Source organism: Streptomyces sp. 142MFCol3.1 (assembly GCF_000424945.1).
GTDB classification, from domain to species: Bacteria; Actinomycetota; Actinomycetes; order Streptomycetales; family Streptomycetaceae; genus Streptomyces; species Streptomyces siamensis.
The window spans coordinates 48,891-63,297 of the sequence record NZ_AUKV01000003.1 but is presented as its reverse complement, the minus strand read 5'-3'; the positions used below and the strand labels follow the sequence as shown (position 1 = coordinate 63,297).

The following is a 14,407-nucleotide window of genomic DNA, read 5'->3' as shown; positions in this document are numbered from 1 at the left end:
CCTGCCGCCCGGACCGGTCAGCCGGCGTGTTCGGCGACCACGCGAGTGATCTCGCGCGTGATGCGCTGGATCCCGGGGGAACGGACCGGGCAGGGTTTCGGGGTGGTCGTCGTGGCGGCCAGGCAGAAGTGCAGGTAGTCGTCGTCGCGGTGGAGGGCCGTGCGGTCACTGCCGGGCCGGGTGCAGTACGTCGGATGGGCGCGTTCGTACGACGTGCAGGGCAGGTACTGCGTCCAGGTGTAGCGGGCCGCCTTCGCGCTCACCGTCCTGCCCGCGTCCGCCACCAGGTCGCCGGAGGCGCGGGCCCGGGCTTCGTACAGCGCGTTGACCCTTTGGACCCGGGTGGGGGTGATCGGGTCGGGTCCCTGGAGCACCCACACGATCCGTGGCCGTGAGGTGCCGTCCGCCGCCTCGGCTATCTGGTCCGTCAGCCGCTTCATGTCCGCCTCGTACCGCTGGAAGTACGGGCCGCGCTGCTTGTCGTAGGTGATGCCGTCCATGCAGGGGGTGTAGCCCCAGGAGTTGCCCCAGAACTGCAGCACGACGAAGTCCGGCCGCAGCGAGCGCACCAGGGCGGCCGCCTTGTCGCCGGCCGGCACGAGCGACTTCGCGCCGGTGCCTTCCAGGTAGTCGCACAAGGTGGTGCCCGAGCGCGGGGCGCTCGTGTAGCGCGCGTGCAGCCGGTCCCGGAGCAGCCTGCCGAGGACCTTCTGGTTCTCCATGGCGAGCGAGTCACCGAGGTAGAGCACCTTCGGTGCCTTCGCGGGGGTGACCGCCCCCGGGGAAGCCGCCGCACCCTGATGGGTGGTCCGGGCCGAGGGGCCCGTGCCGCCGGGCACGGCGGGAGCGGGCGGGGACGCCTCCGGGCTCGATGCGGGGTCGCCGCACGCGCCGAGCAGCAGCCCGGCCAACAGCACCCCCACGATCCACGGTTTCCGCATACGGCAACTCCCGCCCCGTCCACCGAAAGGGTTCTCCAGGCAAGCACAGGCGGGCGCAAGGCGGAAGACACGCGTCGGCCATGCGGCGCACCCGGGGCGGGCGCGGGCGGCAGCGGGCACCAGGGCGGAGTCCGGAGCGAGGGCGGGCTGTTCTCGCCGGCACGGCGTCCGTCACCGCTCGGGGAGCGTGCCGCCCAGCAGTTCCAGCAGGTCCACCAGCGGAAGCCGCTTGGCCAGATGGGCGTCGAACCCGGCGCTCCATGACTCGCCCCGGTCGGAACCCCGGCTGAACACGCTCGCCGCGTGTCGGCGAGAACCCCATGCCCGTCGCGGCCCGGCGCAGTGGGCCGGTGGTGGTGTCACGTCGTCGGCCGGTGGCGGATGCGGGCCGCGAGTACCGCCACGTCGTCCTCCGCGTGCCGCGTGTCGAGCTTGTCGAGGATCCCGTCGAGCAGGTCGTCGATGTTCGCCCCCGGCGGCAGGCGCAGTCCGGCCAGCCGGGCGAGCGACTCGTCGATGTCCTCTCCTCGGTGCTCCACGAGACCGTCGGTGAACATCACCAGGGTGTCGTCGGGCGCCAGCTTGCGGCCGGCCTGTTCGTAGCCGCCGACCCCCGTGCCGAGCGGAGGGCCGACGGGCAGGTCCACCAGCTCGCCGGTGCCGTCGCCGCGGAACACCACCGGGGGCAGGTGCCCGGCGCTCGCGAGCGAGGCCATGCCGCGAGCGGGGTCCACACGCACGAGAAGACTGGTGGCGGGCCGTCGGGTGCCGTCCTCGGCGACGGCCGCGTCGAGCCGGCGCAGCACCCGGTGCGGCGGTAGGTCCGTGGCCGCGACGTAGCGCAGCATCGAGCGGTACGCGTTCATGTCCACGGCCGCGTCCAGTCCGTGCCCCATGACGTCGCCCACGACCAGCAGGGTGCGCCCGAAGTGCAGCCGCACGGTCTCGAACCAGTCCCCGCCCACCAGGGTGCTGCCCCCGGCCGGCAGATAACGCGTGGCCAGTTCCAGGTTCGGATGCGGGCGGCCGGGCTCGGCGAGCAGTGCTCGCTGGAGCGACAGGACCGTACTGCGCATGGCGCCGTGCCGTCGCGCATGGCCCAGGTGGACGGCCGCGAGACGGGCCGCGTAGTGCGTGCGGGACGTCTCGGCGTCGCTGAAGGCGGGCCCCCGCCGGACGGTGACGAGCACCCCGTACTGCTGTCCGTGGACGAGTAGGGGCACGGTCATGACCTGCCGGGGAACGTGGCCCGACAGATCGAGCGAGGCGGCGATCGGATGCCCCTCGTCCAGCGCCCGGACGGACTGGGGGCGGGGTCCGTGTGCCGGGGGAAGCAGCTCGACGCGGCCCGCCGTGGCGACACGCGACAGGTCCAGGCCGGGTGAGCCGCGGGTGGCCGGGACGTCGGCCGGCAGCAGATCGACGGCTGCCGCGTCGCAGAAGTGACGGCACACGAACGCGACGAGCTCGGCGCAGGTGGCAGGTTCCTGCAGCGTGGTCCCGATCGACTCGACGGCGTCGACCAGCGCGTCGGGCGGCGGCCCCGCACTCGCGGTGGCGTCCGGCGCGTCGGCCGGCGCCCCCGCGGTGGCGTCACCGCCCCGGTCCCTCATGCCTCCTCCCTCCGCACCGCCCCTCTGGCACCATCCACACACGGGCGTGGCGACCCCGCATGCTCAGGCCGACGGCGAAAGATCGTTCACCAGTACCGCCGCTCCGTCGAACCGGCCCGCCTTGAGGTCCCGCAGGGCGTCCTGCGCCCGCGACAGAGGGTAGGGGTGTGTCGTGGCGCGGACACCGTGCCGGGCCGCGAGCGCCAGGAAGTCACGCCCGTCCCGTCGCGTGTTCGAGGTGACGCTGCGCAGCTCCTTCTCGTAGAACAGCTCGCGCTCGTAGTGCAGCACGGGGACGTCGCTCAGATGGATCCCCGCGACCGCCAGGATCCCGCCCCGGTCGAGTGCGCGCAGGGCGACCGGGACCAGGTCTCCGACCGGCGCGAACAGGATCGCGCTGTCGAGCGGCTCGGGCGGCTCGGCGTACGCCCCCCGGGCGGACGCGGCCCCCAGTTCGAGCGCCAGCCGTCGCGAGGCGGCGTCGCGGGTCAGGACGTGCACGGTGGCACCCTGTGCGAGCGCCAGCTGCGCGCACAGGTGGGCGCTGCCCCCGAAGCCGTACAGCCCGAGCCGCCCGCCGGGTGTCAGCCCGGCCCGCAGCAGCGCACGGTAGCCGATGATGCCGGCGCACAGCAGCGGCGCCGCGGCCGCGTCGTCCAGGTCCGCGGGCAGCCGGTACGCGAAGGCCGCCGGGACGGTCGTGTACTCGGCGTAGCCGCCGTCGGCGTCCCAGCCGGTGTACTCGGATGCCGGGCAGAGGTTCTCCGCGCCCCGCGCGCAGTAGGCGCAGGTGCCGTCGGTACGGCGCAGCCACGCGACGCCGACCCGGTCGCCGAGGGCGAAGCCGTCGACCGCGTCGCCCGTGCCCGCGACCACGCCGACCACCTCGTGCCCAGGAGTCACCCCCGGCCTGCGTACGGGCAGGTCGCCCTCGCTGACGTGCAGGTCCGTGCGGCACACACCGCAGGCGCGGACATGCACGAGGATCTCGTCGGGCCCCGGTGACGGAACCGGCTTCTCGACGAAGCGCAGCGGCCCCTGTTCGATGGGCCCGGGCCGGGCCACCTCCCACGCGTGCATCATCATGTGCCTCGTTCCGTCGGCGACACTGTGCCCGTTCACCAGTGTCCTGCGGTCGCTCCCGCTCGGCGCGCGGCCCGTGCGGAGCCTGGCTAGCGTGAAAGGCGCACACCCGGTTCACCGAGCGTTGGAAGGTCGACGCCATGGCCCTACAGCCCGAAGGAACGCCCTGTTGGGCGGACGCGATGTTCAGCGATGTCGAGGGAGCGAAGAGCTTCTACGGTGACGTCCTGGGCTGGACGTTCGGCGAGTCGTCGTCGGAGTACGGCAACTACACGCAGGCGTACGCGAACGGCAAGGCGGTGGCCGCGGTCGTCCCGCCGATGCCCGGGCAGGAGGGCCAGTCGGCCTGGTGCCTGTACTTCTCCTCACCCGACGCCGCCGCCACCGCCACGAAGATCAGGGACAACGGCGGCGAGGTGCTGATGGAGCCGATGCAGGTCGGCGAGTTCGGCACGATGGCGCTGGCCCGCGACCCGAGCGGCGCCGTGTTCGGCGTCTGGCAGGGCGGCACCCACGAGGGCTTCGAGGCGGTCGCCGAACCGGGCGCGTACGCGTGGGCCGAGCTGTTCACCCGCGAACCGGAGAAGTCCGACACCTTCTTCCCGGCCGTCTTCCCGCTCAGCGCGCGGCAGATGGAGGACGACAACACCGACTACCGGATCTTCAGCGTGGGGGAGAACCCCGTTCTGGGCCGGATGAAGATGACGGAGGAGTTCCCGCCCGAGGTGCCGCCGTACGTCAACGTGTACTTCACCGTCGAGGACTGCGACGCGGCCGTGGCGAAGGCGGCCGAGCGCGGCGCCGTCCTGCGGTTCGGGCCCATGGACAGCCCGTTCGGCCGGTTCGCGGCGCTCAGCGACCCGCAGGGCGCGTCCTTCTCGGTCATCGACGTGAGCACCACCCAGGGTGAGATGCCGGCGATGAACGAGGTGTCCTGAGGCGCTGCCCCACGAGGGCAACCGCGCGGTTGCGGTATTCGTCCCTCCTTGTGGCGACGGCGCTCAGGGGCCGAGCCGGCACGAGGAATGGCGAGTGGAAGAGACCGCATGCTCCGCATTCACTTCACGTCGACCGATCTTCAGAACATCCGCGTCGCGCGGCAACCCGATCCGCTGTGGGAACTGGTCTGCAGCGTCTGCCGGTTGGAGACGGGGCAGGGTCCGCTGGACTTCGGCCACTGGCGGCGCGCGGCCCGTGAGCGTCTTTCCCAGGATGCCGCTGCGGGCCGCGCGCTGGGTCCGCTGCGCGCGCTGATCCCGGCGGCCGGCTACATCCCGGACTTCCTCACGCCGCCGGTCACCGGTGGTGGCCTCGCGGCGGGCCTGGACGAGTTGCGGGGCACGCCTCGTACGCGGCTCACCCGTGAGCTGACGCGACTGGCCGAGGCGCGCCCGCTGCCCGCGTGGACGACCTCGCTGGGCAGGCCCGGCGGCGACGGGCTCAGGTCCCTGACCCTCGCTCTCGGCACCTACTTCCGGACCCTGCTGGAGCCGTACTGGCCGCACATCCGCACGGCCGTCGGCAACGATGTCGACGTGCGCTCGCGGGCCCTGCTCGACGGCGGTACGCAGGCCCTCCTCGCCGGGTTGGGGCCGCTGGCACGATGGAGGGCCCCGGTGCTCGAAGTGGACTATCCCACCGAGCGCGATCTGCACCTCGACGGGCGTGGTCTGCTGCTCGTCCCGTCGTACTTCTGCTGGCGCCGGCCGACCGCGCTGGCCGATCCGGGCCTCGACCCGGTGCTCGTCTACCCGGTGGCGAAGGCCCCGCTCACTGTCGCCAGGAGCACGGACGACGGGCTGGAACGCCTGCTGGGCCGCACTCGGACCGCCGTCCTCGCCGAGGTCGCGGACGGCGGCCCGCGTTCCACGTCGGAGGTGGCGCGGGCGGTGCGGATCGCGCTGCCCAGCGCCAGCTACCAGATCGGCGTCCTGCGCGACGGCGGTCTCCTGGCGAGCCACCGGGACGGCAAGTACGTCCTGCACACGGCCACCCTCCTGGGGCTGCGGCTGCTGGGCACCGGCGGTTCCTCCGGAGCCGGGTGAGCCGTTGCCCCTGCCCCGGCGCAGACACCGGCACCGGCTCCAGGCTCCCGCACCGGCTTCAGGCTCCCGCGCCGCCTCCGGGATCGGCTCCGGCATCGGCACCGGTCGGCGCGTGGCATGATCGAGGTCATGCCTGAACGTGTTGTGGCCGCCTGCGACGGGGCCTCGAAGGGAAACCCGGGACCCGCCGGATGGGCCTGGGTCGTCGCCGACGGGGACGAGAGCCCCACCCGCTGGGAGGCCGGCCCGCTGGGCACGGCGACCAACAATGTCGCCGAACTGACCGCGCTGGAGCGCCTGTTGACGGCCGTCGCACCCGACGTGCCGCTGGAGATCCGGATGGACTCCCAGTACGCGATGAAGGCCGTCACCACCTGGCTGCCCGGCTGGAAGCGCAAGGGCTGGAAGACGGCCGCCGGGAAGCCCGTCGCCAATCAGGAGCTTGTCGCCCGTATCGACGAGCTCCTCGACGGCCGCACCGTGGAGTTCCGCTACGTCCCGGCGCACCAGGTGGACGGCGACCTGCTCAACGACTTCGCCGACCGGGCCGCGAGCCAGGCCGCGGTGGTGCAACAGCCCGCGGGCAGCGACCTGGGGTCCCCGGAGCCGCCGCCCTCCCCGGACACCCCCGCCCCGGCGGCCCGGCGCCGCACCTCCGCCAGGCCCGCGCGGCAGGGCACGTCGACCCGCACCATCAAGGCCAAGTTCCCCGGCCGCTGCGTCTGCGGCCGTTCCTACGCGGCGGGCGAGTCCATCGCCAAGAACGCGGAGGGCTGGGGGCACCCCGAGTGCCGGACGGGCGCGGCCTGAGGCCCGGCAGTACGGACCGGCCGTCGCGACGGCGACGGCCGGGGCTGCGTGCCCTGCGTGAGCGCAGGAGCGATCCACCGGGCCCGAGCGGGCCCGGTCAGGCCGTGTCGAACGTGTAGAAATCGGTGTGGTCCAGCAGGTCCGACGGCCGCACGTCGTTCCACGGCTTCATCGTCTCCCCGATGTCCACCACGTTCGGGGTGCCTGCGAGCGGCAGATAGCCGGAGTCCGGATGCCGGCGCTGCCACTCCGCCCACAGCTTGTCTATGTAGGCGTGGTGGAGCCAGAAGACCGGGTCGTTGGGGGAGACCCCGGTGGCCATCTGGCCGCCCACCCACACATGCACCCGGTTGTGGAGGTTGACGCCGCGCCAGCCTTCGAGGTGGTTGCGGAAGCCGTCCGAGGAGCTGTTCCAGGGCGCCATGTCGTACGTCGTCATGGCGAGCACCGACTCCACCTCGGCGCGCGTGGGCAGCTCCCGCACACCTGCGCCGAGCGAGCGGCGCAGATAAGTGCGGCTGTCGACACGCACGTTGATCGGCCAGTTGCCCGAGGAGGCCGCGAACGGGCCGTCCGTCACCCGCCCGTCGAGGCTGCGCCCGGTGCCGCCCAGGAAGTCGGGCGCCCACAGCGAGGAGCGTGTCGTCCGGTCGGTGCTCCAGTCCCAGTACGGCAGCGCGACGGAGGCGTCCACGGACTGCAGCGCCCGCTCGAACTCGACGAGGAATCTGCGATGCCAGGGCAGGAACGACGGCGAACGGTGGCCCGTCCGTTCGCCGTTGTCGGTGTCACCGAGGATGAAGGCGTTGTGCGTCGTCACGAAGGCGTCGTAGCGGCCACTGCGCTTGAGCTGCACCAGCGCGTCGACGAAGCGCCGCTTCTCGTCGGCGGTGAGGTTCGCCTGGTTCTTGCGTACGGTCATGTGCGGGACTCCACGATCTGCTTGCGGGTGGTTCAGTTGCCGTTGAAGGGGACCAGCGGAGCGCCTTGGAGCTCGACGACCGCGGCGCGTGCGGCGGCACGCGGGGTGGCGACCGGGTCGTAGTGGCTGACCACGCTGATCCAGCTGCCGTCGGCGTTCTGCATCACGTGCAGTTCCACCCCGTCGATGAACACGGCGTATCCGGCGCCGTGATGGTGGCCGCCGCCGCTCGCGGGGCGGCCCTGTATGCGGCGGCCCCGGTACACCTCGTCGAAGGACTCGGGCTGTCCGCCGTGGTGATGGTCCGGTGTCGGTGCGGCGTTCGCCGGGGTCGCGGTGACCGCGGCGGCACCGGCCACGGCGGTGAGAGCTGCCGCGGCACCGAGGGCGCGGCGACGAGTGAGTTCCGGCATGCGGATCCTCCGTTGATCGGCTCGGTAGATGACCCGGTATGCCTATCGGATCGTCAAAGAGCGGGAGAAATCGCCGAATGTCGGTTGGCCGCGATCAGGACAATCACGTACACGCCGTGCAAGATTGAACGAAGATGATCTTGTTGTGCGGGGTGTCCGGGGATCGCCGGAGGGAGGAATTCCTCCCGTGTGCGGGTCCGCTGTCGATGATCTTGTGGCATCGATCCCCTGTGAGTGGCGCGGCTCACGCGCACAGACTGACGCGATCCGCGCCCGCGTTCCGCCGTGAGCCGTGGAATGCCGCCTCCTGCTGCTCATCGCGGCCGATCGGCCGCTCCGTGCACGGCATCGGCCGGCGCCGACTCCTCGACCTGTTCGCCGAACGGGCCCGGACCCTCGCTGTGCGCGTCGAGTTCGAGCGCGAGGTCCCGGCCGGCCCGCTGCCCGACGCGGACCTCGTCGTCGCCGGAGACGGCGGGAACGGCGTACTCCGCGACCGCGGCGCCCAGCACCTCGGTCCCGATCCCGCCCACGGGCGCAACCGCTACATCCGGCTCGGCACCACCGAGGTCTTCGGCTCCTTCACCTTCGCCTTCGCCGAGACCGGCTCGACCGCGCGGCGGGGCGACTGAAGGTGCTGCGCCGCTTCAAGCGCCGGCTGGGACCGCGCGTGGCCCGCATGGTGCAGTCACGCTCCCGCCCGTAGCCGCCGAAGCGGTATCCGGAAGGGCGCACAGTTGGGTGAATGGCGATTCACCGATAAGGTGAATATGAATTCACCTGGTTTCCGCATTGACTTCCGGAGAACCCATGACAGCCCTGCGGGACCGGCTCACCGTCCCCGTCCTGGCCTTCGGCGGCATCCTCATGGCCGTCATGCAGACCGTGGTGGTCCCGCTGCTGCCGGACCTGCCACGCCTGACGGGTGCCCCGGCGAGCACGGTCTCCTGGATGGTCACGGCGACCCTGCTGTCCGGAGCCGTCCTGACGCCGGTCCTCGGCCGTGCGGGAGACATGTACGGCAAGCGGCGCGTCCTGCTGGTGGCCCTCGCGCTCATGACGGTCGGCTCGCTGCTGTGCGCCCTCACTTCGGACATCGGCGTCCTCATCGCGGCACGCGCCCTGCAGGGCGCGGCGGCCGCCGTCGTGCCGCTGTCGATCAGCATCCTGCGCGACGAACTGCCCCCGGCGAAGACGGGATCCGCGGTCGCACTGATGAGCTCCACCGTTGGCATCGGCGCCGCGCTCGGGCTGCCGCTCGCCGCGCTCGTCGTCCAGTACGCCGACTGGCACGCGATGTTCTGGGCGACGACCGCGCTCGGCGCCTTCGGACTCGCGCTCGCCTGGTGGGCCGTGCGCGAGTCGCCCGTCCGCGAGCCGGGCCGCTTCGACACGCTCGGCGCGCTGGGCCTGGCCGCCGGACTCGTGTGCCTCCTCCTCGGCGTGTCCCAGGGCGGCACCTGGGGCTGGACCAGCCCCGGGATCGTGGGCCTCTTCGGCGCCTGCGTCCTGATACTCGCACTGTGGTGCCGGCAGCAGCTGCGCGCCGAACGCCCCCTGGTCGACCTGAAGCTGGCCGCCCGGCCGCGCGTCGCCCTCCCGCACATCACGGCGCTGCTGACCGGATTCGCCTTCTACGGCAACTCCCTGGTGACGGCGCAGCTGGTCCAGGCTCCCGAAGCCACCGGCTACGGCCTCGGCCTGTCCATCGTCGCGACCGGCCTGTGCCTGCTGCCCGGCGGAGTGACCATGCTGCTGTTCTCGCCCCTCTCGGCCCGCATATCGGCGGCCCGCGGCCCGCGCGTCACGCTGGCCCTCGGCACGGCGGTGATCGCCTTCGGCTATCTCCTGCGGATCATGGACAGCCGCGACCTGTGGATGATCATCGTGGGCGCCACGGTCTGCGCGACCGGCACCACCCTCGCCTACTCCGCCCTGCCCACCCTGATCCTGCGGGCGGTGCCGGCCGGGCAGACCGCGTCCGCCAACGGTGTCAACGTTCTGATGCGCACCATCGGACAGGCCGTGTGCAGCGCCGCGGTCGCCGCCGTCCTCGTACATCACACGAGCCTCGTCGGGGGTGTCCCGGTTCCCACGCTGCACGGTTATCTGCTGGCCTTCGGGATGGCGGGTACGGTCGCACTGGTGGCCTGCGCAGCCGCTCTCTCGATACCCGGCGACCCCGCCTCCCGCGGCACCCGGCGCAGTCGCGGCCGTACCGGGGCCCGCCGTGACGAGGCCCTCGAAGGAGCATGAGAACAGTGATCACCCCGCACCCCGGCGACACGGCGTCCCCGGCCGGCGCCCGGCACGAGGACGACGTGAGGAGGGGACCCGCGTCGCGTCGCGACGCGGAGGCGACGAAGGCGGCCATCCTCCGCGCCGCCCGCCATCTGCTGGCCCGGCACGCCCATGGGGACATCACGCTCAAGGCGGTCGCCGAGCGGGCCGGGGTGAGCGCGCCGCTGATCCTCAAGTACTTCGGCAACAAGGACGCGCTGTTCGCCCGCGTGATGTCCTTCGAGTCGGACGCCGAGGCCCTGCTGGACGCGCCCCTGCCAGACCTCGGCCGCCACATGGTCCGTCACCTCCTCGAAGGCCAGACCCTGCGCGGCGCCGACCCGGTCCTGCGGATCGTCTTCGCCCCGCTCCACGGAGAACAGGGCGACATCCTGCGCGCCAACTTCCGCACCCAGGTCGGGGAACGTCTCGCCGACCGCCTCACCGGCCCCGACGCGGGCCTGCGCGCCGAACTCGCCGTCGCCACCCTGCTCGGACTCGGCGTCATGTACGGCATCGCGCGCGGCACGCACCTGCGCGCCGCGGAGATCGAGGACATCGTCGACCGGTACGCGCCGGCGGTGCAGAGGCAGCTCACACCGTGACCCGCGGGGTCAGCGGCTCCCGCACCGGCCGCGGGCTCAGCTCACCCCGTTCGGGCGGAACTGCACACTGATCCGGGGTCCCGTGGCGCGCGCCGACTTGGGGACGGCGTGCTCCCAGGTCCGCTGACAGGAACCGCCCATCACGATCAGGTCGCCGTGGCCGAGGGGCCGCCGCAGGGTGTCTCCCCGCCCGTGCCGAGGCCGCAGCAGCAGGTCGCGCGGGGCACCCACGGACAGGATCGCCACCATGGTGTCCTCGCGGGCGCCCCGGCCGATCCGGTCCCCGTGCCAGGCCACGCTGTCGCGGCCGTCCCGGTAGTAGCAGAGGCCGGCCGTGGTGAACCGCTCGCCCAGTTCGTCGGCGTAGTGCGCGGACAGCGCGTCCCGCGCCTCGTCGAGCACGGGGTGCGGCAGCGGATCGTCCGCGCGGTAGTGGGCGAGCAGCCGCGGTACGTCGACCACCTGCTCGTACATCTGCCGCCGCTCCGCACGCCAGGGCACCTCGGCGACGAGCCGCGCGAAGAGCGCGTCCGCGCCGCCGAGCCAGCCGGGCAGCAGGTCGATCCATGCGCCGTCGCCCAGGACGGTGCGGCGCAGTCCGTCCAGCGGACCGAGATGGAGCTCGTCGGTCTGGTCGAAGAGCGAGCACTGGAGATGCGTGGCCATGTGGCCAGCGTACTCCGTAATCGAAAATATGTTCCATGCTGGGGTGGGGGCGGGCGGGCCACCACAGAGGCCGGCGCCATCCCGCCCCGTTCGCCGGGCGGGACGCCGGTGCGGCTCCCTCAACCGGCCGGCCACCCGCCCGCTCCGCTCACCAGGGGACCGGGCCGGACGCGTCGAAGTAGCCTCCGGTGGGGCCCTCGGAACCGATCCGCGCCATGCGGACGATGATCTCGGCGCCCTGCTCGACGGTCTGCGTTCCCGTGTTGCCGTTCAGGTCGGTCGCGGTGAAACCGGGTTCGACACAGTTGATCCGGATGTCGGGGAAGGCCTTCGCGTACTGGGCCGTGATCATGTTGACCGTGGTCTTCGACGCCGGGTAGGCGATGCCCGGGTAGCCGTACGCCGGGGTGCCGGGATCGGTGACCAGGGTCATCGAACCGAGGCCGCTGCTCACGTTCACCACGACGGGGGCGGCGGACCGGCGCAGCTGCGGCAGGAACGCGTGCGTGACGCGCACCACGCCGAAGACGTTCGTCTCGAACGTGGCCCGCATGGTCTCGGCCGTCTCGTCGGCGGCGCCGATGACGGTGTTGCCCTCGCCGCGCCCTTCGATGCCGGCGTTGTTGATCAGTACGTCCAGTCCGCCGTCGGCCTCGATGGCCTTCGCCGCCGCGGCGACGGAGGCGTCGTCGGTCACGTCGATCACGACGGCCCGCGCGCCCAGCTCCTCGGCTGCCTGCCTCCCGCGCTCCGGGTCGCGGCTTCCCACGTAGACGGTGTGACCCGCGGCGACGAGCCGGCGGGCGGTCTCGAAGCCGAGACCCTTGTTCGCTCCTGTGACGAGTGTCGTAGTCATGGCTCCAGGCTCCGGCGGGGCGGCGCGGTCAGCCAGGCGTCCCGTCTTCCTGGGACCGCCAGTACCAGGAAGACGGGCGCGAAGCGGTGCACAGTGGTGGCATGGCGAGTACGGAGTTCGGGAGCACGGTACGACGGTGGCGCGACCGCGTCCCGCCACAGGCGGCGGGACTGCCCGCGGGAGGGCAACGGCGCGCGGCCGGGCTGCGTCGCGAGGAACTGGCCCTGCTGGCCGGGATCTCGGTGGACTACGTCACCCGCCTCGAACAGGGCCGGGCGGCCAACCCGTCGGAGCAGGTCGTCGAGGCGCTGAGCCGGGCGCTGCGGCTGTCCGGCGCCGAGCGCGAGCATCTCTTCAGGGTCGCCGGGCTCGTGCCACCGGGCCGTGACGCCGTCCCCGCCCGCATCACGCCGAGCGTGCACCGTCTGCTGGACCGGCTGACCGGGACACCTGTCGCCGTCTACGACGCGGCCTGGACGCTGCTGCTGTCCAACCCCCTGCACGCGGCCCTGATGGGCGACCCCTCCGGGTGGCGCGGCCATGAGCGCAACGGCGTCTGGCGTGCCTTCCTCGGCCCGGCCGGCCGGGCCCGCTACACGCCCGAGGCCCGGCGCGCGTTCGAGGAGGGCCTGGTCGCCGACCTGAGGGAGACCGCGAGCCGGTACCCGACGGACCAGCGCCTGGCGCGGCTGATCGCGGAACTGCGGGCGAAGAGCGAACGGTTCGCCGGGCTGTGGGACTCGGGCGCGGTCGGCCGGCACCAGGCCTCGCGGAAGACCATCGACCACCCGCAGGTCGGTCCTCTGACGCTGGACTGTGACGTGCTCACCGTCGCCGGTGACGACCTGCGCATCATGGTCTACACGGCGGAGCCCGGCACGGACGACGCCGAACGCGTGGCGCTGCTCGGGGTGATCGGCACACAGTCGCTCGTGGAGTCCTGAGCGGCGCGGCCACCCGGCCGCGGCCGGGTGGCCGCGCGGCGTCGCGCAGGCCGGTCCTCAGAGCTCGGTGAGCACCTCACGGATCACGTGCTCCGCGTTGGCCGCGATCACGGGGTTCGTCGTGCGGTAGTAGGGCAGTTGGATGAGAGCCATGGACAGGGCCCAGCCGCGTCCTCGTGCCCAGGTGGCGTCGTCGGCGCCCGCCGTGTCGCGGAAGGCGGGCCGCGCGGAGGCGGGCAGCAGGTTCCAGGCGGCGATCAGATCGCAGGCCGGATCGCCCGTGCCGACCGTGGCGAAGTCGAGGACGGCGGAGAGCCGGCCCTGGTGGACGAGCAGGTTCATGGGCATGAGGTCGGAGTGGACCCACACGGCCGGGCCCGTCCACGGCGGCTGTGCCAGCGCCGCCTCCCAGGCCGCGGTCGCGGCCGTCGTGTCGAGGGTGCCGTGCAGCGCGTCGATCGCGGCTCGCGTCTCGGCGTCCACGGTGACGAGCGGCCCGCCACGGTAGGCGGGCGGACCACCGGGCAGATCGACGTCCCGCATCGCGGCGACGAACCGGCCCAGGCCGAGGGCGAGTTCCTCCGCGTCGTCGAGGGCGCCGACCGCGGGAAGCTCCCCTTCGAGCCAGCGGAGCACTCCCCACGACCACGGGTAGTCCTCGCTCGGGGGCCCCACGGCGAGCACCTCCGGGACGGGAACCGGCAGCCGCGGTGCGAGCCGCGGCAGCCAGATGCCTTCCTTCACCACGTCGTCGGCGCCCGCCGCGATGCGGGGGAGGCGGACCACCATGTCGTCGCCGAGTCGGTAGACCGCGTTGACGGTACCGGCCGACTCGACGCGTTTCAGCGGCAGTTCGGCCCACTGCGGGAACCGGGCGGCCAGCAGCCGTCTGACGAGGGCGTCGTCGAGCGGCGCCTCGTATGCGTGCATCGGGCCTGCGGGCATCGGCGCCTGCTTCCGTGGATTCGGTGGGGTCAGCGGGTCCCGCGGGCCGGCTCAGAGGGGCCGCGGCAAGGTCAAGCCCCGCCATCCTGCGCCGCGTTCGGGTAACGGCACAACGCGATTTGGGGCTTCCTCACGCTCCGAGGCAACCTCCCGGGCACCGGCTTCGTCTTGATCGGCAACGGGTGGGTGGCGCGCCGGACTTGGCGGGACAGGGATTCCCGGGTGAAAATCCGGCGCACTATACGCTGTGCGTATACTCGAAGTGTATACGCTGTGTGCATAGT

Annotated in this window: 16 protein-coding genes; 7 read left to right on the top strand and 9 right to left on the bottom strand. The window is 72.6% G+C overall.

All coding sequences use genetic code 11. The features are described from left to right. Nucleotides 1-17: 17 nt before the first annotated feature. From H305_RS0104890 to H305_RS0104875, 4 genes are all read right to left on the bottom strand, one after another. A complete protein-coding gene (locus H305_RS0104890; RefSeq protein ID WP_028799432.1) occupies nt 18-941 on the bottom strand; it encodes an SGNH/GDSL hydrolase family protein in 924 nt (307 codons plus the stop codon). 171 nt (nt 942-1,112) lie between these two features. Next, nucleotides 1,113-1,235: a hypothetical protein gene (locus H305_RS55680; RefSeq protein WP_267880780.1), complete on the bottom strand. Its 123-nt coding sequence runs from the start codon at nt 1,233-1,235 to the stop codon at nt 1,113-1,115. Nucleotides 1,236-1,300: 65 nt separating this feature from the next. Beyond that, on the bottom strand, nt 1,301-2,554 hold the full coding sequence (locus tag H305_RS44470; RefSeq protein ID WP_078628882.1) for a PP2C family protein-serine/threonine phosphatase: 1,254 nt from the start codon (nt 2,552-2,554) through the stop codon (nt 1,301-1,303). A 63-nt stretch (nt 2,555-2,617) separates the two neighbouring features. Further along, a complete protein-coding gene (locus H305_RS0104875; RefSeq protein WP_028799431.1) occupies nt 2,618-3,634 on the bottom strand; it encodes a zinc-binding alcohol dehydrogenase family protein in 1,017 nt (338 codons plus the stop codon). A 143-nt stretch (nt 3,635-3,777) separates the two neighbouring features. Between H305_RS0104875 and H305_RS0104870 the strand changes: the two genes are divergently transcribed. The 3 genes from H305_RS0104870 to H305_RS0104860 all read left to right on the top strand — a co-directional run bounded on the left by H305_RS0104870 (nt 3,778) and on the right by H305_RS0104860 (nt 6,492). After that, nucleotides 3,778-4,575: a VOC family protein gene (locus H305_RS0104870; protein WP_028799430.1), complete on the top strand. Its 798-nt coding sequence runs from the start codon at nt 3,778-3,780 to the stop codon at nt 4,573-4,575. A 108-nt stretch (nt 4,576-4,683) separates the two neighbouring features. Further along, complete coding sequence (locus H305_RS0104865) at nt 4,684-5,682, top strand: ArsR/SmtB family transcription factor (protein WP_028799429.1); 999 nt, start codon at nt 4,684-4,686, stop codon at nt 5,680-5,682. Nucleotides 5,683-5,799: 117 nt separating this feature from the next. Next, a complete protein-coding gene (locus tag H305_RS0104860; RefSeq protein WP_028799428.1) occupies nt 5,800-6,492 on the top strand; it encodes a ribonuclease H family protein in 693 nt (230 codons plus the stop codon). Nucleotides 6,493-6,589: 97 nt separating this feature from the next. Here H305_RS0104860 and melC2 read toward each other — a convergent pair whose 3' ends face one another. After that, on the bottom strand, nt 6,590-7,414 hold the full coding sequence (melC2, locus tag H305_RS0104855; protein WP_028799427.1) for a tyrosinase MelC2: 825 nt from the start codon (nt 7,412-7,414) through the stop codon (nt 6,590-6,592). 32 nt (nt 7,415-7,446) lie between these two features. Further along, nucleotides 7,447-7,827, bottom strand: coding sequence for an apotyrosinase chaperone MelC1 (melC1, locus tag H305_RS0104850; RefSeq protein WP_028799426.1), 381 nt, complete (start codon nt 7,825-7,827; stop codon nt 7,447-7,449). Between the two features lie 338 nt (nt 7,828-8,165). Between melC1 and H305_RS0104845 the strand changes: the two genes are divergently transcribed. The 3 genes from H305_RS0104845 (at nt 8,166) to H305_RS0104835 (ending at nt 10,712) form a co-directional block, all read left to right on the top strand. Continuing rightward, entirely contained in the window at nt 8,166-8,459 is a 294-nt protein-coding gene (locus H305_RS0104845) for a hypothetical protein (RefSeq protein ID WP_028799425.1), read from the top strand. Nucleotides 8,460-8,637: 178 nt separating this feature from the next. Beyond that, a complete protein-coding gene (locus tag H305_RS0104840; protein WP_037762472.1) occupies nt 8,638-10,083 on the top strand; it encodes an MFS transporter in 1,446 nt (481 codons plus the stop codon). Next, nucleotides 10,080-10,712: a TetR family transcriptional regulator gene (locus tag H305_RS0104835; protein ID WP_037762469.1), complete on the top strand. Its 633-nt coding sequence runs from the start codon at nt 10,080-10,082 to the stop codon at nt 10,710-10,712. The genes H305_RS0104840 and H305_RS0104835 overlap by 4 nt, the downstream gene beginning before the upstream one ends. Nucleotides 10,713-10,748: 36 nt before the next feature. Here the strand turns inward: H305_RS0104835 and H305_RS0104830 are convergent, their stop codons facing one another. Together H305_RS0104830 and H305_RS0104825 are read right to left on the bottom strand one after the other, a co-directional pair. Next, on the bottom strand, nt 10,749-11,378 hold the full coding sequence (locus H305_RS0104830; RefSeq protein ID WP_028799422.1) for an alpha-ketoglutarate-dependent dioxygenase AlkB: 630 nt from the start codon (nt 11,376-11,378) through the stop codon (nt 10,749-10,751). Between the two features lie 148 nt (nt 11,379-11,526). Then, nucleotides 11,527-12,234 carry an SDR family NAD(P)-dependent oxidoreductase gene (locus H305_RS0104825; RefSeq protein ID WP_028799421.1) on the bottom strand — a complete coding sequence of 236 codons (708 nt, stop codon included), beginning with the start codon at nt 12,232-12,234 and terminating at the stop codon, nt 11,527-11,529. Between the two features lie 101 nt (nt 12,235-12,335). On the opposite strand from H305_RS0104825, the gene H305_RS0104820 reads away from it, so the two are divergent. Then, nucleotides 12,336-13,178, top strand: coding sequence for a helix-turn-helix transcriptional regulator (locus tag H305_RS0104820; protein WP_028799420.1), 843 nt, complete (start codon nt 12,336-12,338; stop codon nt 13,176-13,178). 57 nt (nt 13,179-13,235) lie between these two features. Here the strand turns inward: H305_RS0104820 and H305_RS0104815 are convergent, their stop codons facing one another. After that, nucleotides 13,236-14,123, bottom strand: a complete 888-nt coding sequence (locus H305_RS0104815; protein ID WP_028799419.1) for an aminoglycoside phosphotransferase family protein — start codon at nt 14,121-14,123, stop codon at nt 13,236-13,238. Nucleotides 14,124-14,407 lie beyond the last annotated feature (284 nt).